The 17,567-nt window shown below is 37.3% G+C and carries 33 protein-coding genes; all 33 read left to right on the top strand.

Annotated elements, in window-relative coordinates:
* The first annotated feature begins 148 nt into the window (after positions 1-148).
* The 33 genes from rpsJ (at position 149) to ATCC51562_RS04925 (ending at position 17,552) form a co-directional block, all read left to right on the top strand.
* Positions 149-457: a 30S ribosomal protein S10 gene (gene rpsJ, locus ATCC51562_RS04765; RefSeq protein WP_009295257.1), complete on the top strand. Its 309-nt coding sequence runs from the start codon at positions 149-151 to the stop codon at positions 455-457.
* Between the two features lie 20 nt (positions 458-477).
* Positions 478-1,056: a 50S ribosomal protein L3 gene (rplC, locus tag ATCC51562_RS04770; protein WP_002941563.1), complete on the top strand. Its 579-nt coding sequence runs from the start codon at positions 478-480 to the stop codon at positions 1,054-1,056.
* A complete protein-coding gene (gene rplD / locus ATCC51562_RS04775) occupies positions 1,053-1,667 on the top strand; it encodes a 50S ribosomal protein L4 (RefSeq protein ID WP_012140561.1) in 615 nt (204 codons plus the stop codon). Before rplC ends, rplD begins: the two co-directional genes overlap by 4 nt.
* A gap of 1 nt (position 1,668) precedes the next feature.
* Complete coding sequence (locus ATCC51562_RS04780) at positions 1,669-1,950, top strand: 50S ribosomal protein L23 (protein WP_002941535.1); 282 nt, start codon at positions 1,669-1,671, stop codon at positions 1,948-1,950.
* A gap of 1 nt (position 1,951) precedes the next feature.
* The gene (rplB, locus tag ATCC51562_RS04785) at positions 1,952-2,785 is read left to right on the top strand and encodes a 50S ribosomal protein L2 (protein WP_021091121.1); all 834 of its coding nucleotides are present in this window, start codon (positions 1,952-1,954) and stop codon (positions 2,783-2,785) included.
* Between the two features lie 2 nt (positions 2,786-2,787).
* A complete protein-coding gene (rpsS, locus tag ATCC51562_RS04790; protein ID WP_002941639.1) occupies positions 2,788-3,069 on the top strand; it encodes a 30S ribosomal protein S19 in 282 nt (93 codons plus the stop codon).
* 11 nt (positions 3,070-3,080) lie between these two features.
* Positions 3,081-3,413, top strand: coding sequence for a 50S ribosomal protein L22 (rplV, locus tag ATCC51562_RS04795; RefSeq protein WP_021091093.1), 333 nt, complete (start codon positions 3,081-3,083; stop codon positions 3,411-3,413).
* Between the two features lies 1 nt (position 3,414).
* On the top strand, positions 3,415-4,113 hold the full coding sequence (gene rpsC / locus ATCC51562_RS04800; protein ID WP_021091105.1) for a 30S ribosomal protein S3: 699 nt from the start codon (positions 3,415-3,417) through the stop codon (positions 4,111-4,113).
* A gap of 2 nt (positions 4,114-4,115) precedes the next feature.
* Positions 4,116-4,541 carry a 50S ribosomal protein L16 gene (rplP, locus tag ATCC51562_RS04805; RefSeq protein ID WP_021091116.1) on the top strand — a complete coding sequence of 142 codons (426 nt, stop codon included), beginning with the start codon at positions 4,116-4,118 and terminating at the stop codon, positions 4,539-4,541.
* Positions 4,528-4,722, top strand: a complete 195-nt coding sequence (rpmC, locus tag ATCC51562_RS04810) for a 50S ribosomal protein L29 (protein WP_002941625.1) — start codon at positions 4,528-4,530, stop codon at positions 4,720-4,722. The genes rplP and rpmC overlap by 14 nt, the downstream gene beginning before the upstream one ends.
* Before the next feature lies 1 nt (position 4,723).
* Complete coding sequence (gene rpsQ / locus ATCC51562_RS04815) at positions 4,724-4,975, top strand: 30S ribosomal protein S17 (RefSeq protein ID WP_021091107.1); 252 nt, start codon at positions 4,724-4,726, stop codon at positions 4,973-4,975.
* Complete coding sequence (gene rplN, locus ATCC51562_RS04820) at positions 4,975-5,343, top strand: 50S ribosomal protein L14 (protein WP_021091075.1); 369 nt, start codon at positions 4,975-4,977, stop codon at positions 5,341-5,343. Before rpsQ ends, rplN begins: the two co-directional genes overlap by 1 nt.
* Complete coding sequence (gene rplX / locus ATCC51562_RS04825) at positions 5,343-5,579, top strand: 50S ribosomal protein L24 (protein WP_002941666.1); 237 nt, start codon at positions 5,343-5,345, stop codon at positions 5,577-5,579. Before rplN ends, rplX begins: the two co-directional genes overlap by 1 nt.
* A 5-nt stretch (positions 5,580-5,584) precedes the next feature.
* Entirely contained in the window at positions 5,585-6,130 is a 546-nt protein-coding gene (gene rplE / locus ATCC51562_RS04830; protein ID WP_002941643.1) for a 50S ribosomal protein L5, read from the top strand.
* A gap of 1 nt (position 6,131) precedes the next feature.
* Positions 6,132-6,317 carry a type Z 30S ribosomal protein S14 gene (locus ATCC51562_RS04835; protein WP_002941532.1) on the top strand — a complete coding sequence of 62 codons (186 nt, stop codon included), beginning with the start codon at positions 6,132-6,134 and terminating at the stop codon, positions 6,315-6,317.
* 9 nt (positions 6,318-6,326) lie between these two features.
* Entirely contained in the window at positions 6,327-6,722 is a 396-nt protein-coding gene (gene rpsH, locus ATCC51562_RS04840; RefSeq protein ID WP_021091129.1) for a 30S ribosomal protein S8, read from the top strand.
* A 190-nt stretch (positions 6,723-6,912) separates the two neighbouring features.
* The gene (rplF, locus tag ATCC51562_RS04845; protein ID WP_021091127.1) at positions 6,913-7,449 is read left to right on the top strand and encodes a 50S ribosomal protein L6; all 537 of its coding nucleotides are present in this window, start codon (positions 6,913-6,915) and stop codon (positions 7,447-7,449) included.
* Positions 7,450-7,459: 10 nt separating this feature from the next.
* Positions 7,460-7,816 (top strand): 50S ribosomal protein L18, encoded by a 357-nt coding sequence (gene rplR / locus ATCC51562_RS04850; RefSeq protein WP_021091120.1) that lies wholly within the window; start codon positions 7,460-7,462, stop codon positions 7,814-7,816.
* A gap of 15 nt (positions 7,817-7,831) precedes the next feature.
* Positions 7,832-8,275, top strand: coding sequence for a 30S ribosomal protein S5 (rpsE, locus tag ATCC51562_RS04855; protein ID WP_002941646.1), 444 nt, complete (start codon positions 7,832-7,834; stop codon positions 8,273-8,275).
* A gap of 15 nt (positions 8,276-8,290) precedes the next feature.
* On the top strand, positions 8,291-8,692 hold the full coding sequence (rplO, locus tag ATCC51562_RS04860; protein ID WP_021089212.1) for a 50S ribosomal protein L15: 402 nt from the start codon (positions 8,291-8,293) through the stop codon (positions 8,690-8,692).
* Positions 8,692-9,954 carry a preprotein translocase subunit SecY gene (gene secY, locus ATCC51562_RS04865; RefSeq protein WP_035167388.1) on the top strand — a complete coding sequence of 421 codons (1,263 nt, stop codon included), beginning with the start codon at positions 8,692-8,694 and terminating at the stop codon, positions 9,952-9,954. Before rplO ends, secY begins: the two co-directional genes overlap by 1 nt.
* Position 9,955: 1 nt before the next feature.
* Positions 9,956-10,714, top strand: coding sequence for a type I methionyl aminopeptidase (gene map / locus ATCC51562_RS04870; protein ID WP_021091100.1), 759 nt, complete (start codon positions 9,956-9,958; stop codon positions 10,712-10,714).
* Positions 10,715-10,748: 34 nt separating this feature from the next.
* Entirely contained in the window at positions 10,749-10,967 is a 219-nt protein-coding gene (gene infA, locus ATCC51562_RS04875) for a translation initiation factor IF-1 (protein ID WP_002848031.1), read from the top strand.
* Between the two features lie 189 nt (positions 10,968-11,156).
* Complete coding sequence (rpmJ, locus tag ATCC51562_RS04880) at positions 11,157-11,270, top strand: 50S ribosomal protein L36 (protein ID WP_002941545.1); 114 nt, start codon at positions 11,157-11,159, stop codon at positions 11,268-11,270.
* A 3-nt stretch (positions 11,271-11,273) separates the two neighbouring features.
* A complete protein-coding gene (rpsM, locus tag ATCC51562_RS04885) occupies positions 11,274-11,642 on the top strand; it encodes a 30S ribosomal protein S13 (protein ID WP_002941610.1) in 369 nt (122 codons plus the stop codon).
* Positions 11,643-11,664: 22 nt separating this feature from the next.
* On the top strand, positions 11,665-12,057 hold the full coding sequence (rpsK, locus tag ATCC51562_RS04890; protein WP_021091081.1) for a 30S ribosomal protein S11: 393 nt from the start codon (positions 11,665-11,667) through the stop codon (positions 12,055-12,057).
* 25 nt (positions 12,058-12,082) lie between these two features.
* Positions 12,083-12,709 (top strand): 30S ribosomal protein S4, encoded by a 627-nt coding sequence (rpsD, locus tag ATCC51562_RS04895; RefSeq protein WP_021091074.1) that lies wholly within the window; start codon positions 12,083-12,085, stop codon positions 12,707-12,709.
* Positions 12,710-12,723: 14 nt separating this feature from the next.
* Positions 12,724-13,740, top strand: a complete 1,017-nt coding sequence (locus ATCC51562_RS04900) for a DNA-directed RNA polymerase subunit alpha (protein WP_021091119.1) — start codon at positions 12,724-12,726, stop codon at positions 13,738-13,740.
* 11 nt (positions 13,741-13,751) lie between these two features.
* Complete coding sequence (rplQ, locus tag ATCC51562_RS04905; RefSeq protein ID WP_002941584.1) at positions 13,752-14,108, top strand: 50S ribosomal protein L17; 357 nt, start codon at positions 13,752-13,754, stop codon at positions 14,106-14,108.
* Positions 14,109-14,380: 272 nt separating this feature from the next.
* Positions 14,381-15,385, top strand: a complete 1,005-nt coding sequence (locus ATCC51562_RS04910; protein ID WP_021091092.1) for a hypothetical protein — start codon at positions 14,381-14,383, stop codon at positions 15,383-15,385.
* A 123-nt stretch (positions 15,386-15,508) separates the two neighbouring features.
* A complete protein-coding gene (locus ATCC51562_RS04915) occupies positions 15,509-16,117 on the top strand; it encodes a hypothetical protein (RefSeq protein ID WP_021091128.1) in 609 nt (202 codons plus the stop codon).
* Positions 16,114-16,863, top strand: a complete 750-nt coding sequence (locus tag ATCC51562_RS04920) for an ABC transporter permease (protein WP_021091098.1) — start codon at positions 16,114-16,116, stop codon at positions 16,861-16,863. Before ATCC51562_RS04915 ends, ATCC51562_RS04920 begins: the two co-directional genes overlap by 4 nt.
* Positions 16,860-17,552, top strand: a complete 693-nt coding sequence (locus ATCC51562_RS04925; RefSeq protein WP_021091083.1) for an ABC transporter ATP-binding protein — start codon at positions 16,860-16,862, stop codon at positions 17,550-17,552. The genes ATCC51562_RS04920 and ATCC51562_RS04925 overlap by 4 nt, the downstream gene beginning before the upstream one ends.
* Positions 17,553-17,567: the final 15 nt, after the last annotated feature.

Below are 17,567 nucleotides of genomic sequence, written 5' to 3' on the forward strand. Positions count from 1 at the left end.
TTGACAACTATAATAGCTTTTTTGTAAAATCGCGTTCTCTTTACGAAAAGACAAGCGTCTTTGCTCGTACGATCGCTTGATCCTATGCGAGTTATTTTGATGTAAAGAGGTCGCGAGTTTGCGACAAGTTCTTTTTAAAGGAAAACACATGGAAAGAATCAGGTTAAAGCTAAAAGCTTACGACCATAGAGTTCTAGACCGCACTGTTGCAGCAATCGTAGAAGCTGTCAAACGAACAGGTGCCGACGTTCGTGGCCCGGTACCAATGCCTACAAAGATCAAACGCTATACAGTCTTAAAATCTCCACACATCAACAAAGACTCACGTGAGCAGTTTGAGATGAGAATACACGCTCGCATGCTTGACATCGTAGCTGCTACTCCAGAAACTGTAGATAGCCTAACAAAACTCGACCTAGCTCCAGAAGTTAATGTCGAAGTTCGTGCGATGAAATAAGCGGACAAAAGGATAAGAGTATGGAATATATTGTAGAAAAAATAGGCATGAGTAGAACGATTGCCACGAAGAGTACGCCAGTTACACTACTTAAGCTAGTTGAGGCTAAAGTATGTGAGATCGACGAAAACAAACGTGCTATCGTAGCGTATGCCCACACTAAAGCAAACAACAAAGCTATCGCTGGTCAGCAAAAAAAATACAATCTGACCGCAGAATTTAACAAATTTGCTACGCTTGAAGTAGCTAATAGCGAAGTTGGAAACCTAGACTTTACACCATTAAATGAGGCTAAAATTTTAAAAGTTAGCTTTAACTCAAAAGGTAGAGGCTACCAAGGTGTGGTAAAAAGACATGGTTTTGGTGGTGGTCCAAAAAGCCACGGCTCACGTTTCCACAGACGCCACGGTTCAATTGGTAACTGCGAATGGCCAGGTCGTGTTCAACCAGGTATGAAAATGGCAGGACATATGGGTAATGAGAAAGTTACTGTTAAAAACGAGCTAATAAGCTTTGACGCTCAAAATGGCATCGTAGTTGTAAAAGGTTGCGTTCCTGGTCACAATGGTGCAATGGGTAAAATAAGGATTGTAAAATGAGTAAAATTCACGTATTAAACGATAAATTTGAAAATTCAGGCGAGTTAGAGCTTCCTGCAAGCTACGCTGAAGTAAATCCGCACAACCTATATCTTTATGTAAAATCTTACCTTGCTGGTATAAGAGCAAATTCGGCTCACACTAAAAGCCGTGCTTTTGTAAGCGGTGGTGGTAAAAAACCATGGAGACAAAAAGGACGTGGTGGTGCAAGAGCGGGTTCAACTAGAACTAACGTTTGGGTAGGCGGTGCAGTTGCATTTGGTCCAACAAACGAGAAAAACTATTTTCAAAAAGTCAATAAAAAACAAAAAAGACTAGCTCTTGAGTACGCTTTGGCAGTAAAAGCACAAGATGGTAAAATTTTCGCAGTAGATAGCATCTCAATCGAGTCTGGAAAGACAAAAGATGCAGCTAATATCATCAAAAATTTAAAAGTAAAAGACGCACTTATCGTTAAAGATTTACTAGACGATAAAACACTACTTGCTTTTAGAAATTTAGCAAACTGCTATGTAGTAGATGCGAATGAGGTAAATGCTTATCTTGTCTCTACATTTAGTTCGGTTATCATTGAAAAAGCTGCACTAAAAACTATAACAAAAGAGGGCTAAAATGGCGGATATAACTGATATCAAAACAATTATTTATACAGAAAAAACTCTAGGCCTTCAAGAACAAGGCGTTGTTGTTATCCAAACTTCACCAAGAGTTACAAAAAACAGCTTAAAAGCGGTTTTACAAGAGTATTTTGGAGTAACGCCTGTTCGCGTAAATTCACTTAGAATTAGCGGCAAAGTTAAGCGTTTTAGAGGAAGAGCAGGTCAGCGTGACGAGATAAAAAAATTCTACGTTAAGTTACCTGAAGGCGTAAGCCTAGAAAATACGGAGGCGTAAGATGGCTATAAAATCATATAAACCATATACACCTAGTCGTAGATATATGACTGGACTAAGCTCTGAAGATATAACAGCTAAACCAAGCGTTAGAAGCTTGCTTGTTAAAATACCTGCATCTGGTGGCAGAAATAACAATGGTCGTATAACTTCAAGACACAAAGAAGCAGGTGCAAAAAAACTTTATCGTATCATTGATTTCAAACGTCGTAAATTTGGTATAGAAGGTAAAGTTGAAGCGATCGAGTACGATCCAAATAGAAACTGCCGTATCGCTCTTATAGCTTACAAAGATGGTGAAAAGCGCTATATTATTAGACCAAATGGCCTAAATGTTGGCGATGTTATCGCATCTATTGATGAGGGTTCACTAGATATTAAGCCAGGCAACGCTATGAAATTAAGATTTATCCCAGTTGGTACTATCGTTCATAACGTAGAGCTAAAACCTGGTAAAGGCGCTCAGATAGCTCGTTCAGCTGGTGGTTATGCTCAGCTAATGGGTAAAGAAGAGAAGTATGTTATCTTAAGAATGCCAAGTGGCGAGATGAGACAAGTACTAGCTGAGTGTATGGCAAGTATTGGTGTAGTTGGCAACGAAGACTGGGCTAATATCACTATCGGTAAAGCTGGACGTAATCGCCACCGCGGTATCCGCCCACAAACACGTGGTTCTGCTATGAACCCAGTTGATCACCCACACGGTGGTGGTGAAGGTAAGAAAAATTCAGGCCGTCACCCAGTTACTCCATGGGGTAAACCAACTAAAGGTGCTAAGACTCGCCGTAAAAAAGCTAGCGATAAGCTTATAATTTCAAGAAGGAAAGGAAAATAGAGATGGCAAGATCACTCAAAAAAGGTCCTTTCGTAGATGATCATGTAATGAAAAAAGTTATTGCCGCAAAAAATGCAAACGATAACAAACCAATCAAGACTTGGTCAAGACGTAGCACGATTGTACCTGAAATGATTGGACTAACATTTAACGTTCATAATGGCAAGAGCTTTATTCCTGTATATGTTACAGAAAATCATATAGGCTATAAACTTGGCGAATTTGCTCCAACACGCACATTTAAGGGTCACAAAGGCTCAGTGCAAAAGAAAATCGGCAAGTAAGGGGAGATAATATGAGTAAAGCAATTATAAAATTCGTAAGACTTTCTCCTACAAAAGCAAGACTTATAGCAAGAGAAGTTCAAGGCATGAATGCCGAGCTAGCGCTTGCAAGCTTGCAATTTATGCCAAATCGTGGTGCTAAATTTATAGCAAACGCTATTAGCTCAGCAGTAGCAAATGGCGGATTTGAGCCAGAAGAGGTTGTAGTAACTAGTTGCCGCATTGATGCTGGTCCTGTATTAAAGAGATTTAGACCAAGAGCAAGAGGAACAGCGAGCAAAATTCGCAAACCTACTTCTCATGTAATGGTAGAAGTATCTAAACCTGAAAAGAAGGAAGCATAATATGGGACAAAAAGTAAATCCAATAGGTCTTAGACTAGGAATTAACCGCAACTGGGAATCTAGATGGTTTCCAACCAAACAAAGTCTTCCTGAAAATATCGGTGAAGATTACAAAATTCGTGCATTTTTAAAGAAAAAACTTTACTATGCAGGAATCAGCCAAATTCTAATCGAAAGAACGGCTAAAAAACTTCGTGTAACCGTAGTTGCAGCTCGTCCTGGTATCATCATCGGCAAAAAAGGTCAAGATGTTGAAAACCTAAAGAACGAAGTTAGCAAACTTATCGGTAAAGAAGTAAATGTAAATATCAAAGAAGAAAGAAAAGCTCAAGCTTCAGCTCAACTTGCTGCTGAAAACGTAGCTATGCAACTTGAAAAGCGTGTCGCATTTAGACGTGCTATGAAAAAAGTTATCCAAGGTGCTCAAAAATCAGGCGCTAAAGGTATCAAAATTTCAGTTGCTGGTCGTTTAGGTGGTGCTGAGATGGCAAGAACCGAGTGGTATCTAGAAGGTCGCGTTCCGCTTCATACTCTTAGAGCAAAGATAGATTACGGTGTAGCTGAGGCTCATACGACTTATGGAAACATAGGTATTAAAGTATGGATTTTTAAAGGTGAAGTTCTTCAAAAAGGTGTTCAACCTGAGAAAGCTGAAGAAGAAGCACCTAAGAAAACACGTAGAGCAAGAAGAGGTAAATAATTATGTTGATGCCTAAAAGAACGAAATTTCGTAAGCAAATGAAAGGTCGCAACCGTGGTTATGCGACTCGTGGAGCATCTTTAGCAACTGGCGAATTTGCACTTAAAGCTGTTGAAGCTGGCAGAATAAATTCTCGCCAAATAGAAGCTGCTCGTCAAGCTCTAACTCGTCACGTAAAAAGACAGGCTAAAATTTGGATTAGGGTTTTCCCTGATAAGCCACTTACTAAAAAACCTCTACAAACTCGTATGGGTAAAGGTAAGGCTGGAGTTGAAGAGTGGGTTATGAATATCAAACCTGGTCGTATAATATTTGAAATGGCTGGTGTTAGCGAAGAGCTAGCTCGTGAAGCTCTAACTTTGGCTTTACACAAACTTCCTTTCAAATCAAAATTTGTAACGCGAGAGAGTGAAAATGAAATATACTGAGTTAAAAGATAAGAGCGTTGCAGAATTAAACGCGTTGCTAAAAGAGAAAAAGGTGCTTTTATTTACTTTAAGACAAAAGCTAAAAACTATGCAGTTAAGCAACCCTAATGAGATTAGTGCTGTTCGCAAAGAGATAGCTCAGATCAACACTGCAATTAGTGCAACAAGACAAGGGGCGTAAAATGGCATTAAAAAGAGAAATTCAAGGTGTTGTTTTACAAAAAGCTGGAGATAAAACAGCTACTATTTTGGTAGAAAGACGCGTTATGCATCCAAGATACCATAAATTTGTAAAACGCTTTAAAAAATATTTAGTTCACGATGAGAAAAATGAGACAAGAGCAGGCGATACGGTTGTTGCGATCGAGTGCAGACCACTTTCAGCTCGCAAGAATTTTCGCTTAAAAGCTGTATTGGCAAAGGGAGTTGAGTAATGATTCAAAGTTTTACAAGACTTGCAGTTGCTGATAATAGTGGTGCAAAAGAGTTAATGTGTATAAAAGTTCTTGGCGGCAGCAAAAGAAGATACGCTACACTTGGCGATATCATAGTTTGCTCTGTTAAAAAAGCTCTTCCAAATGGTAAGATCAAAAAAGGACAGGTTGTAAAAGCTGTTGTTGTAAGAACTAAAAAAGAGGTTCAAAGAGATAATGGTTCGCTAATCCGCTTTGACGAGAACGCAGCTGTTATACTTGATAGCAAAAAAGAGCCAGTCGGCACTCGTATTTTTGGACCAGTTGGACGTGAAGTTAGATATGCTAACTTTATGAAGATTGTTTCGCTAGCTCCGGAGGTTTTATAATGGCTAATGTAAAATTTAAAGTCAAAAAAGGCGATACCGTTAAGATCATCGCTGGTGACGATAAAGGCAAAACTGGTAAAATTTTAGCAGTTCTTGCAAAAAAAGGTCAGGTTATAGTTGAGGGATGCAAAATAGCTAAAAAAGCTATCAAACCAAGCGAAAAAACTCCAAATGGTGGCCACGTAAATAAAGAGATGCCAATTGACATATCAAATGTCGCGAAAGTTGAAGGATAAGAGATATGAGTAGATTAAAAGATAAATTTAACGAAACTATCAAGCCAGCTCTCGTAAAAGAATTTGACATCAAAAATCCAATGCTTATCCCTGCGCTTGAGAAAATCGTGATCAGTGTAGGTGCTGGAGACTCTGCGAAAGATCAGAAAGTGCTTCAAAATATGGCTGATACCATTTCACTTATCGCTGGACAAAAAGCGGTTATCACTGATGCTAAAAAATCAGTTGCTGGCTTTAAAGTTCGCGAGGGTTTTCCTGTTGGTATCAAAGTAACTTTGAGAAAAGAGCAAATGTATGCTTTCTTAGATAAGCTAATCAGCGTTGCTCTTCCAAGAGTTAAAGACTTCCGTGGTCTTCCAAAAAATGGTTTTGATGGACGTGGAAACTATAACTTCGGTCTTAGTGAGCAGCTAATGTTTCCAGAGGTTGAGTATGATAAAATTTTACGAACTCATGGTATGAATATTACGATTGCTACTACGGCTAAAAATGATAAAGAGGCATTCAAATTGCTAGAGCTATTTGGTGTGCCGTTTGCAAAAGGAAAGTAAAATGGCAAAGAAATCAATGATAGCAAAAGCTGCACGCAAGCCAAAATTTGCGGTTCGTGGCTATACTAGATGCCAAATTTGCGGTCGTCCGCACTCTGTTTATAAAGATTTTGGAATTTGCCGTGTTTGCCTAAGAAAAATGGCTAACGAAGGCCTAATACCTGGTCTTAAAAAAGCAAGTTGGTAAGGAAGAGAAATGTTAAACGATTTAATATCAGATGGATTAACACGCATTAGAAATGCAAGTATGAGAAAGCTTGAAACTGCGAAATTGCTTCATTCTAAGGTTGTTGAGGCTACTCTTTCTATCCTTGCAGCAAAAGGCTATGTAGAGAGCTACAACGTTATCGAAGAAGGTAACAAGAAATTTATAAATGTAGTTTTAAAGTATGATGAGTACGGCAGAAGCGTTATAAACGAGCTTAAAAGGGTTTCAAAACCTGGTCGCCGTGTTTATCAAGGCAAAGACGACATTAAGCGTTTTAAAAATGGTTACGGAACAGTTATCGTTAGCACAAGCAAAGGCGTTATGAGTGGTATTGAAGCAAGTAAAGCTGGAGTTGGCGGCGAAGTTCTTTGTACGGTTTGGTAATAAACTGAATTAAACGCTATTTAACCTTATGATTTTAAGGTTAAATCTTTAGCTTGGTAAAATTTTAGATTTTGCCAAAGCTAAATTTAGAAATTCAAATGAAGGTTTCGTCAAATTTGACGATAAAATTTACGGCATTGTGGTGTTTATTCGTAAATGTAGGAACACCCTAGACAAGTAAAGGAAAAAAATGTCACGTATTGGAAAACAGCCTATCGCTATCCCAAGTGGTGTAGACGTTAGCGTTGAAAATAATGTCCTAAAATTTAAAAAGGGCAATCATATAAAAGAGCTTGACACAAAAGGTCACGTTGATGTCAAGATAGAAAATGGTCATATAGTTTTTGCTCCAAAAGGCGAAGATCGCCAAAGTAGAGCTTACTGGGGAACATATAGAGCACTTGCTAATAATATCGTAACTGGTATCACTGCGGGATTTACTCGTCAGCTTGAGATCAACGGCGTTGGTTACAAAGCAGCTGCAAAAGGTAAAATTTTAGAGCTTTCTCTTGGTTTTTCACACCTTATCAACTATGAGCTACCAGCAGGCGTTGAAGCTAGTGTTGAGAAAAACGTTATTACTATCAAAGGCGATGACAAACAAGTAGTAGGTCAAGTGGCTGCTCAAGTTAGAGGATTTAGACCACCTGAGCCATATAAAGGCAAAGGCGTTAAATATCTAGAAGAACGCATCATCCGCAAAGCGGGCAAGACATCTAAGAAGTAAGGAGCGGTAAATGACAGCAAAAGTATTAAAAAGAAAAATCGCTCTTAGAATTAAGAGAAAAAGAAGAATCAGAGGTAAAATTTCTGGTGTTGCAACTTGCCCAAGAGTTTCTATTTTCAAATCAAACAGAACTCTTTATGTTCAAGCGATTGACGACGTTACAGCTACTACACTAGCTGCAGTTGATGGTAGAAAAATAGGCATAAAAGCAAATAAAGAAGGTGCGGTCACTTTAGCTAAAGAATTTGCTAAGGCTTTAAAAGCTAAGAAGATAGATGTTGCAGTTTTTGATAGAAATGGTTATTTATACCATGGCGTTATCGCAGCATTTGCTGAAGCTTTAAGAGAAAATGGCATCAAGCTATAACCCAAAGGAAAATCGATGGAAAAATATAATAGAGAAGAATTTGAAGAAGTAATCGTCGATATCGGTCGGGTTACAAAGGTTGTTAAAGGTGGTCGTAGATTTAGATTTACAGCTTTAGTTGTTGTTGGTAATAGAAATGGTCTAGTTGGCTTTGGTTATGGTAAAGCTAAAGAGGTACCAGATGCGATGAGAAAAGCGATTGACGACGCATTTAAAAATATTATCCATGTTAAGATCAAAGGCACAACTATCCCTCACGATGTAGAGGTAAAATACAACGCAAGTAGAATGCTACTTCGCCCAGCTAGTGAGGGTACTGGTGTTATCGCTGGTGGTAGTGCACGTCCTATTATCGAGCTTGCAGGTATTAAGGATATCCTTACTAAATCACTTGGCTCAAACAACTCAGCAAACGTCGTTCGTGCTACTATAAAAGCACTTAGTTTGCTAAAAAGCTAAGAGAAAGGAGTTAAGATGGCATTAGAAAAATTAACACCTGCTGCAGGTTCAACTCATGCAACCAAAAGAATAGGTCGTGGCCAAGGCAGTGGCAATGGCAAAACTGCTGGCAAAGGTAATAAAGGTCAAAGAGCAAGAAAAGGCTACAATGAGAAAAGAGGTTTTGAGGGCGGACAGCAACCACTTCAAAGACGTCTTCCAAAAGTAGGTTTTACTTCTAAATTTGAAAAACCTTATGTTATTAATGTCGAGAAAATTGCAGCAATAAAAGAGCTTGCTGAAATTTCAATAGCAACAATAGCTAGCGTTCATAAAATTTCAAAGAGCGTTACTAAGATAAAACTAATCGGTGCAAGTGCAAAAGCTCTTGCTTCAAAGATTAAAGACGAGAACGTTAGCGTTAGCGGAACAAAATAATGGATAAAACACTGACCAACAAGATTTTAATCACGTTGGCATTTTTGTTCGCATACAGGATACTGGCTTATGTGCCAGTTCCTGGTGTTAATGTCGACGTAATTAAAGAATTCTTCAATTCAAACAATAGCAATGCCTTGGGTCTGTTTAATATGTTTAGTGGTAAAGCTGCTGAGCGTTTAAGTATTATCTCTCTGGGTATCATGCCTTATATTACAGCTTCGATCATTATGGAGCTTTTAGCAGCAACATTTCCAAAATTAGGTCAGATGAAAAAAGAGCGTGACGGTATGCAAAAATATATGCAAATCATACGTTATGCAACCATCGTTATCACTCTTGTACAATCAATCGGTGTTTCTATCGGACTTCAAAGCTTAAGCGGACGTGGTGGCGAACAAGCTATCATGATAGATATAAATTTATTTATCGCGATCTCTGCCGTGTCTATGCTAACTGGAACTATGCTACTTATGTGGATAGGCGAGCAAATAACACAACGTGGTATAGGCAATGGTATAAGTCTTATCATCTTTGCTGGTATCGTCTCTGGTATACCTAGTGCGATCGGTGGAACTGTAAATTTGGTAAATACTTCTGAGATGAATTTCCTAACAGTTATCGCTATTTTGGTGATTATATTAGCTACTATTGGTGCTATTATATTTGTCGAGATGGGCGAAAGGCGTATCCCTATTTCTTACTCAAGAAAAGTGATAATGGAAAATCAAAACAAACGTATAATGAACTATATACCGATCAAAGTAAATTTGAGCGGTGTTATTCCACCGATATTTGCTAGTGCGATTTTGATGTTTCCTAGTACTATTTTACAAGCTAGTACAAATCCGATCATCCAAGCTATCAACGACTTTTTAAGTCCAAATGGCTATATGTTTAACGTTTTAACATTTTTATTTATCATCTTCTTTGCGTTTTTCTATGCATCGATCGTATTTAACACAAAAGATATAAGTGAAAATTTAAAGAAACAAGGCGGATTTATCCCAGGTGTTAGACCAGGCGAGAGTACAGCTAGTTATCTAAATGAAGTAGCTGGCAGGCTAACTTTGGGCGGTGCTTTATATCTAGGCATCATCTCAACCTTACCATGGGTACTTGTAAAAACTATGGGTGTACCATTTTATTTTGGTGGCACGTCAGTACTTATCGTGGTATCTGTCGCTCTGGATACTATGAGGCGTATAGAAGCTCAGTCTTATACAAACAAATACCAAACTCTAAGTGCAGTAGGTCTATAAAATGGCTATCACGCTAAAAAGACCGGTTGAGATAGAGAAAATGAGAGCGGCGAACAAGATCGTCGCTCGAACTCTTGATCACATTTCTACGATTATAAAGCCTGGAATTTCCCTTCTTGAGATAGATAAAATTTGTGAAGATATGATAAGGGCTGCTGGGGCAAAACCTGCTTTTAAAGGTCTTTATGGCTTTCCAAATGCAGCTTGCATAAGCGTCAATGAAGTGGTGATCCACGGAATCCCAAATGAGTATAAGCTAAAAGAGGGTGATATCGTTAGCGTTGATATCGGCTCAAATTTAGATGGTTATTTTGGTGATTCGGCTAGGACATTTGGAGTTGGTAAAATTTCAAAAGAAGACGAGGCTTTGATCGCTTGCTCAAAAGATGCACTATATTTTGCGATTGACTATATAAGAGCTGGTATGCATTTTAAAGAAATTTGCTATGAGCTTGAGAAATTTATTCTTGGTAGAGGTTATGTGCCTTTACGTGGATATTGCGGTCACGGTATAGGAAAAAGGCCACACGAAGAGCCAGAAATTCCAAACTATCTTGAGGGGCATAACCCAAAAGCTGGACCAAAGATAAAAGAAGGAATGGTATTTTGTATAGAGCCAATGATCTGCCAAAAAGACGGCACGCCAGTTTTGGGAAGTGATAACTGGAAAGTAACCTCAAAAGATGGTTTGAGAACTAGCCATTATGAGCATTGCATGGCGATAGTTAATGGTAAAGCCGAAATTTTAAGCCAAGCATAAAATTTATAGTAAAAATTTAAAGAAAGGAGAGTTTGTGGCAAAAGACGATGTCATTGAGATTGATGGAAATGTTGTTGAAGCACTGCCAAATGCAACTTTTAAAGTTGAGCTTGACAACAAACATATAATTTTATGTCATATCGCCGGAAAAATGAGAATGCATTATATAAAGATAATGCCTGGCGACCGCGTAAAAGTAGAACTTACGCCATATAGCCTAGATAAGGGCAGGATCACTTATAGATATAAGTAAATTTAGCCTCTTGGCAAATATGCTAAGTAAATTTAAAGCTGGTTTTGGATAAAATCCAAGCTTTGCGAAAAGCTGTATGAAGAATTATTTTCAAAGTTCCCCACTTATTTTGAAAATAGTTGGTCTAGATTCTTTCTTTAGACCTGATGCAGCCCCTAAAAAAGTGGAATAAATTTTTAGGAGACTAAAATGAAAGTTCGTCCTTCTGTAAAGAAGATGTGTGACAAATGTAAAATTGTCAAACGTAGTGGCATAATTCGTGTTATCTGCGAAAATCCAAAACATAAACAAAGACAAGGATAAGGCATGGCACGTATTGCAGGTGTAGATTTACCAAACAAAAAGAGAATAGAGTATGGTTTGACTTATATCTATGGTATAGGTCTTTATAAATCTCGTCAAATTCTTGACGCAGCTGGAATTTCTTACGACAAGAGAGTTTATGAGCTTAGTGAAGACGAAGCGGCAGCCATCCGTAAAGAAATTCAAGAGCATCATATCGTTGAGGGTGATTTGAGAAAACAAGTTGCTATGGATATCAAAGCTCTTATGGATCTTGGAAGTTATAGAGGTCTTCGCCACAGAAAAGGTCTTCCTGTTCGTGGTCAAAAGACTAAAACTAATGCTAGAACCAGAAAAGGCAGACGTAAAACTGTCGGTGCAGCTACTAAGTAAGGCAAGGGTTAAAGGATAATAAATGGCGAAAAGAAAAATTGTTAAGAAAAAAGTAGTTAGAAAAAGTATAGCCAAAGGTATCGTTTATATCAGCGCAACATTTAATAATACTATGGTAACTGTAACTGATGAAATGGGAAATGCTATTGCATGGAGTAGTGCAGGTGGCTTAGGCTTTAAAGGTAGTAAAAAATCAACTCCTTATGCAGCTCAGCAGGCAGTTGAAGATGCTCTAAATAAAGCAAAAGAGCATGGTATAAAAGAAGTTGGTATTAAGGTTCAAGGTCCAGGTAGCGGACGTGAAACGGCTGTTAAAAGTGTAGGAACTGTTGAAGGAATTAAAGTATCTTTCTTTAAAGACATTACACCTTTACCACACAATGGTTGTAGACCGCCAAAACGCCGCCGCGTATAATTAGAGAAAATTAGGAGAAATTATTATGGCTAGATATACAGGACCTGTTGAAAAATTAGAAAGACGTCTTGGTGTGTCTCTTGCGTTAAAAGGCGAAAGAAGACTTGCTGGTAAAAGCGCTTTAGAAAAAAGACCTTATGCGCCAGGACAACACGGACAAAGAAGAGCAAAAATAAGCGAATATGGCTTACAACTTCGTGAGAAGCAAAAAGCTAAATTTATGTATGGTGTTTCAGAGAAACAATTTAGAAGATTGTTCCAAGAAGCAGCACGCCGCGAGGGCAACACTGGTGCTCTTTTGGTTCAACTATTAGAACAGAGATTAGATAATGTTGTTTATAGAATGGGCTTTGCAACGACTCGTCGTTTTGCTCGCCAGCTTGTAACTCACGGACATATTTTAGTAAATGGCAAAAGAGTAGATATACCATCTTACAGAGTTGAACCTGGCGCAAAAGTAGAGATTATCGAAAAATCTAAAAACAATCCACAAATTGTTCGTGCGATAGATCTTACAGCACAAACTGGTATTGTTGCTTGGGTAGATGTTGAAAAAGAGAAAAAATTTGGAATTTTCACTAGAAATCCAGAAAGAGAAGAGGTTATCATTCCTGTTGAGGAAAGATTTATAGTAGAGCTTTATTCAAAATAATAGAGGGTATAAAGATGAGAAAGATTACTACATCAGCTTATATGCCAACTGAAATTGAAGTTAAAAGTGTTAGTGAAAATGTTGCTAACATTACAGCGTACCCTTTTGAAGCAGGTTATGCTGTTACTTTGGCTCACCCATTGCGTCGTCTTCTTTACACAAGTACAGTAGGTTTTGCTCCTATTGGTGTAAAGATAAAAGGCGTTAGTCACGAATTTGATAGTATGCGAGGTATGCTAGAGGACGTAGCTTTTTTTATTATAAATTTGAAAAAGATCAGATTTAAATTAAAAAGCACCAGCGAGCGCGAAGTTATAGAGTATAGCTTTAAAGGACCAAAAGAGATAACTGGGGCTGATCTAAATAATGATCTAGTTGAGATCGTTAACCCAGACGCATACCTTGCTACAATAAACGAAGATGCTGAGTTAAATTTTTCAGTTATCATTCAAAAAGGTATCGGATATGTTCCTAGTGAAGAGATCAGAGAAGAGATTGAAGACGACTATATCGCACTTGATGCTTTCTTTACACCTGTTAAAAAAGCAGTTTATGATATACAAAATGTCTTGGTTGAGGATGATCCAGACTATGAAAAGATCGTATTTACTATAACAACTGATGGTCAAGTTAGTCCGATAGAGGCTTTTAAAAATTGTTTAGAAGCTATGTATCAACAAATGTCAGTATTTAAAGGAATTTTGGATATTAATGTTAGTACTCCAGTTGCTAGCTCAAGTGCAGGTGGTGAGTTTTCAAAGTTACTTTCTAGCGTAGAAGATCTAAATTTAAGTGCTAGAAGTTTTAACTGCCTTGACAAAGCTGATATTAGATTTATCGGCGAGCTTGCGCTAATGGACGAAAATGAGCTTAAAGAGCTTAAAAATTTAGGTAAAAAATCTCTTGAAGAGATTAAAGCGGTTATGGAAGAGATAGGCTATCCAGTTGGTGCCGATGTGTTAAAAGATGGCAAAGAGCAACTAAGAAGGAAAATAACCGAGCTTAAAGCACAAATGAGTGTAAAAGAATAAAAGGACAATAGATGAGACATAAACACGGATATCGCAAACTTGGTAGAACGTCATCTCATAGATCTGCATTGCTTAAAAATTTGGCGATAGCTATCATCAAAAGCGAAAAGATAGAGACGACTTTACCAAAAGCAAAAGAGCTTAGAAGCTATGTTGAAAAGCTGATCACAAGAGCTAGAAAAGGTGACTCTAACGCTCATAGAGCAGTATTTGCTTCTTTACAAGATAAAGAAACAACAAATAAATTAGTTACTGAAGTAGCTCCAAAATTTAAAGAGCGCAATGGTGGCTATACAAGAATCATCAAGACTCGTGTTCGTAGAGGCGACGCGGCAGAGATGGCTTATATAGAGCTAGTAGCTGAATAATTATTAGAGAGCTTCGGCTCTCTTTTTAATTTCTTGAATATAAAATTCCTATTTTTAAAATAGACCTTTCTTTCAAAAGTTTTCAAAAGCTATAAATTTCTTTAATTATCTATCAAAATTATTAACCAAAACCATAAAATTTTATAGTTAAAAGTTGTAAATCTTTTAATCTAAAATCATATTTAATTTTTACCTTTGAACTCTTTACTAAATTTTTATTTTATAAAGACGATATTTGTTTCAAATATCTTATAAATTTCAAAGGATTTGAGATGATAGGTAGTGTAAATGGAGTTGGGACAAATTTTTATGTTGGCTCACAAAGTAGTAGAGCACAAGAGCTTGATACTAAAAATACTAAATCCAATATAGACAAAAATTCTTTAAATGATTTATCTAGCGGTTTGGTTGATGAACGAAAAAGTTATACCGATACTAGAGGTGAGCCAATAAATTTAAATGAAACAAATACGACAAAATTTCAAAAAAATAGTGAGAATCTAACATTTGCTAGCAATTTCTCGTTATCAGGCATAGCTGCTAATGGCAAGATAAGCATCTGGGGCAAGCTCATGGGATATGACAAACAAGTCAACCAAGATGAGATAAATGATCTCAAAAATTTTATCAATCAGACCAAAGCACTTGGCTTTGGCAGAGCTCACGAAGAGATCATAGGATATTATCCAACAGATGTCGATCTCTTTGCAAAAGAGTACACATCAAAACTTGATGGTAACACACTTCTTGGGCTTGGCCACAAGAGCCACGTGGAAGGGTTTGAGATACTTGATAAAGACCTAAGCATAGATGAGCTTAAAGATAAGTGGATTGATTATGCGCTTAGGCAGTATCTTGGCGAAAGAGTCGGTGTGGAGAGTATCACAATAGGTAAAAAGGCTATCTCCATGCTAACTAGTACAAATAAGCCTCCAGTTGAGTATCAAACTCTACAAAATATAAATTTCACTGATGAAGAGAGCAGACAGAGATTTCTTACGCTTATGAAAGCTGGCATGAAGAGTGGGGCGGATTTTAAAGAGGTGGTAGAGGGCGTGCTCTCGCTTTATAATGTGCAAAATACGGACAAACTTGATGGCAACAAAGTCTATGCTTCAGTGATCGGACGAAGCGAGAAACTGGCTACTTACGACATCAACAAAGATGAGAAATTTGCCTATCTTAAGGAGCTAATGCAGCTTGAGAAAAACGGAGTTGACATACTAAAGCTAATGGAAAAAGTGGAGCAAAAACAGAAATTAGATATAAAAGTATAGGCTAAATTTATATTTTTGTACCGCCTATCTTTTATGATTTTAGTCATAAGAGGCTCTTTTTACTTGGTTTAAATTTTTAAATGATAGAATCTTGATTTCTATTATTAAAATTACGGAGAACTCGTGAGAAAGCTACTTTGGCTAAATCCCGTTGTAAAAAATATGTATGACTTCTCTGCGTTAAAAGAGCTTTTGCAAAATAAGGACTTTAACATAGTGGAGTGCGAAAAAGATCATGTTCGTGATGTCAAAAATTCATATAAAAATTTATGCTCTAAAGGCATGGTTTTAGATAGTCGCTGTCCAAGAGCTGTAAATTTTATAAGATCAAATTTTAAAGAATTTTCAAACAATATTTCAAACTTAAATCCCATTTTAATAGAAAGCGCCATCGAGCTTAGCTCAAATCTAAAAGAAAATGAGTGGCTTTATATAACAACGCCTTGTGAGGACTTGGCTGAGCTTGGAAATTCTTTAAAATTAGAGCGAACTACATTTTTAACATGGAAAAATTTTAAAGAGCTAAACGACATAAATTTACAAATAAGCAAAATAGAATCAAGCCCGATCCCACCTGGATTTTTTGAAAATTTAGGCATAAAAACACTAAGCTTATGCAGTAAAGAAAAGATACAAAACGCATTTTCATATAAATTTAGCGAGCTTAAAAACTATCAGATCATCGAGCTTTTATACTGCGAAAACGGCTGTCACAATGGAGATGGGCTGTGATAGAAATTTTTAAAAAGAGCATTTTGATCCTAGTGATCTTTGCTCTCTGGCAGGTCGTTTGCGAGCTAGAAATTTTCACGCCCTATATCTTGCCAAGTCCTATTACGACACTTAAAACGATGTTTGATATGAGCTTAAGCGGCGAGCTAATAACGCATGTGATGATTAGCTTTAAGCGTATATTTGTTGGTTATATTTTGGCTTTTGTTTTGGCATTTATTTTTGGCGGAGTGGCGGCGCTATTTCCAAAAGCTAGCATTTATTATGAGTGGATACTAGAGTTTTTTAGAAATGTTCCGCCACTTAGCCTTATTGCCATTTTAGTGCTTTGGTTTGGTATAAACGAAACTCCAAAAATTATTATTATCATCCTAGCATCGTTTTTCCCAATGTTTTTAAGTATTTCAAAAGGGCTAACTAGCTGCGATGTGAAGCTTATTGAAGTTGGTAAAATTTTTTGTTTTAGTAAATTTGAAATTTTTTACAAAATCATCCTAAAAAATGCCATAAAAGATATTTTTGTAGGTATGCGCATAGGTTTTGGCTACGCGATGCGAGCGATTGTGGGAGCGGAGATGATCGCAGCTTCTAGCGGGCTAGGCTATCTCATACTTGATGCTGAGGAGCTTTCGCGTGCAGATAGGATATTTGTAGGCATTTTTACGATAGGAATTTGCGGCGTGCTCATAGATAGGATATTTTTGTTTTTGATATCTAAATTTAGCCTTTTGCGAGGTGAAAAATGATAGAAATTTCAAATTTATCCAAGCATTTTTTTATTAATGACAAGCGTATCGACGTTTTAAAAGAGCTAAATTTAACTATAAAAAAAGATAAGATCACCGTTATACTTGGCAGAAGTGGTTGCGGTAAAACGACTCTTTTAAGGCTTATTGCTGGACTTGAGAGCGTAAGCCTTGGCGAGATAAATTTTAAAGAGCAAGCAAAGATTGGTTTTGTATTTCAAGAGCCTAGGCTAATGCCTTTTTTAAATGTCTATGAAAATATCGTATTTGCGCTTAAAAAGTGTGAGATAGACGAGGCAAAGATAGATAGGCTCATATCGATGATAGGGCTTAATGACTTTAAATTCGCCGCTGTTTCGCAGCTATCTGGTGGCATGAGTTCGCGCGTTTCTCTTGCAAGAGTGCTTGCATACGAAGCAAATTTGATCCTTATGGATGAGCCATTTGCAGCACTTGATACTTTTACGAGAGCCAGCATGCAGGCTGAAATTTTAAAGCTTCAAGTCGGTAAAACCATCATTTTTGTCACACATAATGTCGATGAAGCCCTATATTTAGCAGACGAGATAATTTTGCTTGAAAAAGGCGGGATGAAATCAAGCTATGATCTATCAAATCTAGCTAAGCCAAGAGATTTGCTTTGCGATAAACTAATAAATTTAAAGCGTAAAATTTTGAGCGAAATTTAGCATTTTATAAAATGA

The organism is Campylobacter concisus ATCC 51562 (assembly GCF_000466745.1).
Classification (GTDB): Bacteria; Campylobacterota; Campylobacteria; order Campylobacterales; family Campylobacteraceae; genus Campylobacter_A; species Campylobacter_A concisus_B.

Bases quoted from the DNA above. Each gene is read 5' to 3' on its own strand.
- rpsJ (WP_009295257.1), top strand. From the start codon at position 149: ATGGAAAGAATCAGGTTAAAGCTAAAAGCTTACGACCATAGAGTTCTA.
- rplC (WP_002941563.1), top strand. From the start codon at position 478: ATGGAATATATTGTAGAAAAAATAGGCATGAGTAGAACGATTGCCACG.
- rplD (WP_012140561.1), top strand. From the start codon at position 1,053: ATGAGTAAAATTCACGTATTAAACGATAAATTTGAAAATTCAGGCGAG.
- ATCC51562_RS04780 (WP_002941535.1), top strand. From the start codon at position 1,669: ATGGCGGATATAACTGATATCAAAACAATTATTTATACAGAAAAAACT.
- rplB (WP_021091121.1), top strand. From the start codon at position 1,952: ATGGCTATAAAATCATATAAACCATATACACCTAGTCGTAGATATATG.
- rpsS (WP_002941639.1), top strand. From the start codon at position 2,788: ATGGCAAGATCACTCAAAAAAGGTCCTTTCGTAGATGATCATGTAATG.
- rplV (WP_021091093.1), top strand. From the start codon at position 3,081: ATGAGTAAAGCAATTATAAAATTCGTAAGACTTTCTCCTACAAAAGCA.
- rpsC (WP_021091105.1), top strand. From the start codon at position 3,415: ATGGGACAAAAAGTAAATCCAATAGGTCTTAGACTAGGAATTAACCGC.
- rplP (WP_021091116.1), top strand. From the start codon at position 4,116: ATGTTGATGCCTAAAAGAACGAAATTTCGTAAGCAAATGAAAGGTCGC.
- rpmC (WP_002941625.1), top strand. From the start codon at position 4,528: ATGAAATATACTGAGTTAAAAGATAAGAGCGTTGCAGAATTAAACGCG.
- rpsQ (WP_021091107.1), top strand. From the start codon at position 4,724: ATGGCATTAAAAAGAGAAATTCAAGGTGTTGTTTTACAAAAAGCTGGA.
- rplN (WP_021091075.1), top strand. From the start codon at position 4,975: ATGATTCAAAGTTTTACAAGACTTGCAGTTGCTGATAATAGTGGTGCA.
- rplX (WP_002941666.1), top strand. From the start codon at position 5,343: ATGGCTAATGTAAAATTTAAAGTCAAAAAAGGCGATACCGTTAAGATC.
- rplE (WP_002941643.1), top strand. From the start codon at position 5,585: ATGAGTAGATTAAAAGATAAATTTAACGAAACTATCAAGCCAGCTCTC.
- ATCC51562_RS04835 (WP_002941532.1), top strand. From the start codon at position 6,132: ATGGCAAAGAAATCAATGATAGCAAAAGCTGCACGCAAGCCAAAATTT.
- rpsH (WP_021091129.1), top strand. From the start codon at position 6,327: ATGTTAAACGATTTAATATCAGATGGATTAACACGCATTAGAAATGCA.
- rplF (WP_021091127.1), top strand. From the start codon at position 6,913: ATGTCACGTATTGGAAAACAGCCTATCGCTATCCCAAGTGGTGTAGAC.
- rplR (WP_021091120.1), top strand. From the start codon at position 7,460: ATGACAGCAAAAGTATTAAAAAGAAAAATCGCTCTTAGAATTAAGAGA.
- rpsE (WP_002941646.1), top strand. From the start codon at position 7,832: ATGGAAAAATATAATAGAGAAGAATTTGAAGAAGTAATCGTCGATATC.
- rplO (WP_021089212.1), top strand. From the start codon at position 8,291: ATGGCATTAGAAAAATTAACACCTGCTGCAGGTTCAACTCATGCAACC.
- secY (WP_035167388.1), top strand. From the start codon at position 8,692: ATGGATAAAACACTGACCAACAAGATTTTAATCACGTTGGCATTTTTG.
- map (WP_021091100.1), top strand. From the start codon at position 9,956: ATGGCTATCACGCTAAAAAGACCGGTTGAGATAGAGAAAATGAGAGCG.
- rpmJ (WP_002941545.1), top strand. From the start codon at position 11,157: ATGAAAGTTCGTCCTTCTGTAAAGAAGATGTGTGACAAATGTAAAATT.
- rpsM (WP_002941610.1), top strand. From the start codon at position 11,274: ATGGCACGTATTGCAGGTGTAGATTTACCAAACAAAAAGAGAATAGAG.
- rpsK (WP_021091081.1), top strand. From the start codon at position 11,665: ATGGCGAAAAGAAAAATTGTTAAGAAAAAAGTAGTTAGAAAAAGTATA.
- rpsD (WP_021091074.1), top strand. From the start codon at position 12,083: ATGGCTAGATATACAGGACCTGTTGAAAAATTAGAAAGACGTCTTGGT.
- ATCC51562_RS04900 (WP_021091119.1), top strand. From the start codon at position 12,724: ATGAGAAAGATTACTACATCAGCTTATATGCCAACTGAAATTGAAGTT.
- rplQ (WP_002941584.1), top strand. From the start codon at position 13,752: ATGAGACATAAACACGGATATCGCAAACTTGGTAGAACGTCATCTCAT.
- ATCC51562_RS04910 (WP_021091092.1), top strand. From the start codon at position 14,381: ATGATAGGTAGTGTAAATGGAGTTGGGACAAATTTTTATGTTGGCTCA.
- ATCC51562_RS04925 (WP_021091083.1), top strand. From the start codon at position 16,860: ATGATAGAAATTTCAAATTTATCCAAGCATTTTTTTATTAATGACAAG.